Source organism: Dietzia sp. HMSC21D01 (assembly GCF_001815995.1).
Taxonomy (GTDB): domain Bacteria; phylum Actinomycetota; class Actinomycetes; order Mycobacteriales; family Mycobacteriaceae; genus Dietzia; species Dietzia cinnamea.
Window position 1 is genome coordinate 325 of sequence record NZ_KV823834.1, and the last position, 1,763, is coordinate 2,087.

General features: G+C 74.9%; 2 protein-coding genes and 1 pseudogene. 1 reads left to right on the forward strand and 2 read right to left on the reverse strand.

Annotated features, from left to right (window positions below; all coding sequences use genetic code 11):
- Positions 1 to 352 (reverse strand): pyrimidine dimer DNA glycosylase/endonuclease V (locus HMPREF3086_RS05165; RefSeq protein WP_070720520.1); only part of this gene is annotated, 352 nt, incomplete at its 3' end.
- Between the two features lie 80 nt (positions 353 to 432).
- Here HMPREF3086_RS05165 and HMPREF3086_RS05170 point away from each other — a divergent pair.
- The gene (locus HMPREF3086_RS05170; RefSeq protein WP_109148650.1) at positions 433 to 1,110 is read left to right on the forward strand and encodes a DNA alkylation repair protein; all 678 of its coding nucleotides are present in this window, start codon (positions 433 to 435) and stop codon (positions 1,108 to 1,110) included.
- A gap of 67 nt (positions 1,111 to 1,177) precedes the next feature.
- Here HMPREF3086_RS05170 and HMPREF3086_RS05175 read toward each other — a convergent pair.
- Positions 1,178 to 1,763, reverse strand: a pseudogene (locus HMPREF3086_RS05175) (hypothetical protein); the annotation flags it as partial.

The window sequence follows — 1,763 nt, forward strand, 5'->3', positions numbered from 1 at the left end:
CGAGCCGGTCCAGCCACGGCGGGTCGCGCTCGATCACCTTGGCGCGCAGGTGCGCCCACTCCAGCGCGAGTTGGCCGTCGGTGAGCGGCAGGCGCTCGGGCCCGGGCGGCAGGACGACGCGCGTGCGGTCGAAGCGGTAGCCGCGCGCGTCGGCGGCGTCGGCGAGACCGTGCAGCCACGTGGCGATCCCCGCGACCGGGTCGGCGAGGGTGCGGAACCGCTCGAGCTGGGGATGCGCGCGATAGCCCTTCGTCATCCCGCGGAGTACCTTCTGGGCCAGGAGCCCCTCGCGCCAGCCGGCGACGAGCGCCGCGCGGTCGAGCAGGTCGGGATGGATGCTCCACAGGCGCACCCCGGCGAGTATAGGGACGCGCCGCGTGGCGGGGGCCGGCGCGCGTGGCGGCGGGCGCGCCCGGGAGGGAGAGGACGACGATGATGACGACGACGACGCCGACGCTCGACGAGGTGATGGCCGAGCTCGCCGGGCTCGAGGACGCCCGGATCCGGGAGGTCAACGCCCGGCACGGGGACGACCACGGGGTCAACCTGACGGCGCTGCGGGCGGTGGCCAAGCGGGTGAAGAAGAACCAGCCCCTGGCGGTCGAGCTGTGGGCGACCGGCGACTCGGCCGCGCGGCTGCTGGCGATTCTCGCGTGTCGGCCGAAGGAGTTCTCCGCCGACGAGCTCGACGCCATGCTGCGCCAGGCCCGCACCCGGAAGGTCCACGACTGGCTGGTGGGCTACGTGGTGATGAAGGGCCCGCACGCTGAGGACCTGCGCGTCGCGTGGCTCGACGATCCCGACCCGGTCGTGGACTCCGCCGGCTGGGCGCTCACCGCTGACCGCGTGGTCAAGAAGCCGGAGGGGCTGGACCTGCCCGGGCTGATGGACGTGATCGAGGCGGAGATGGCCGACGCCCACGAGCGGCTGCAGTGGGAGATGAACACCTGCCTGGCCCAGATCGGCATCCACCACCCGGAGCTGCGCGGGCGGGCGCTGGAGATCGGTGAGCGGCTGGGGGTGCTGCGGGACTACCCGACGCCGCGCGGCTGCACCTCGCCGTACGTGCCCGAGTGGATCGGCGAGATGGTCCGCCGTCAGGAGGGCTGACGCCGCGCGCGTCCGCTTCGCCCGCTCTCACCTCCCGGCGAGTGGTCACAAATGACGATGTCCGGCGTCAGCGACCAGGGCGAATGTGACCGGGTGTGACCATTCGCGGAGCGGGGTGAGCGGGGTGAGCGGGGTGAGCGGGACGCTCGGCGCTGGCCAGCGCTGCGCGGTAGATCGCTGCGTGGGTGGCCGCGACGGCGGCGTCCTCGGCGTCGGGCGCCCGCTCGGGGACGGGCGGGCCTCCGACCGCGGTGCCCAGTGACTCCCGGAGCCCGGCGGTGTCAGGTGACCAGGCGTCGTACGAGGCGACGGCGTGCCCCCACTGCTCGACCAGGCATCCGATGCGGGGGACGACGGGCGGCAGGCCCAGGTCGCGGCAGAGCTCCAGCCACCCCGAATGCGTCCCGTGCCGGTGCGGGAGCACCAGGGCGTCGAACCCGGCGAGCGCGGCGCACAGCTCGGACTCCGGCAGGTGGCCGTGCGGCCGCACCTCCACCTCGGGGCGGGCCGCGAGGCGGTCCAGCACCAGCGCGACCCGGTGCCGGGGGTGGCCGGACTCACGGGCCGCGGCGAGGGCATCGGCGCGGATCATCACGACGAGCCGGGTGCCCGGCGGCAGCGCCTCGGCCAGCGCGGGCAGCAGTTCCTCGGCC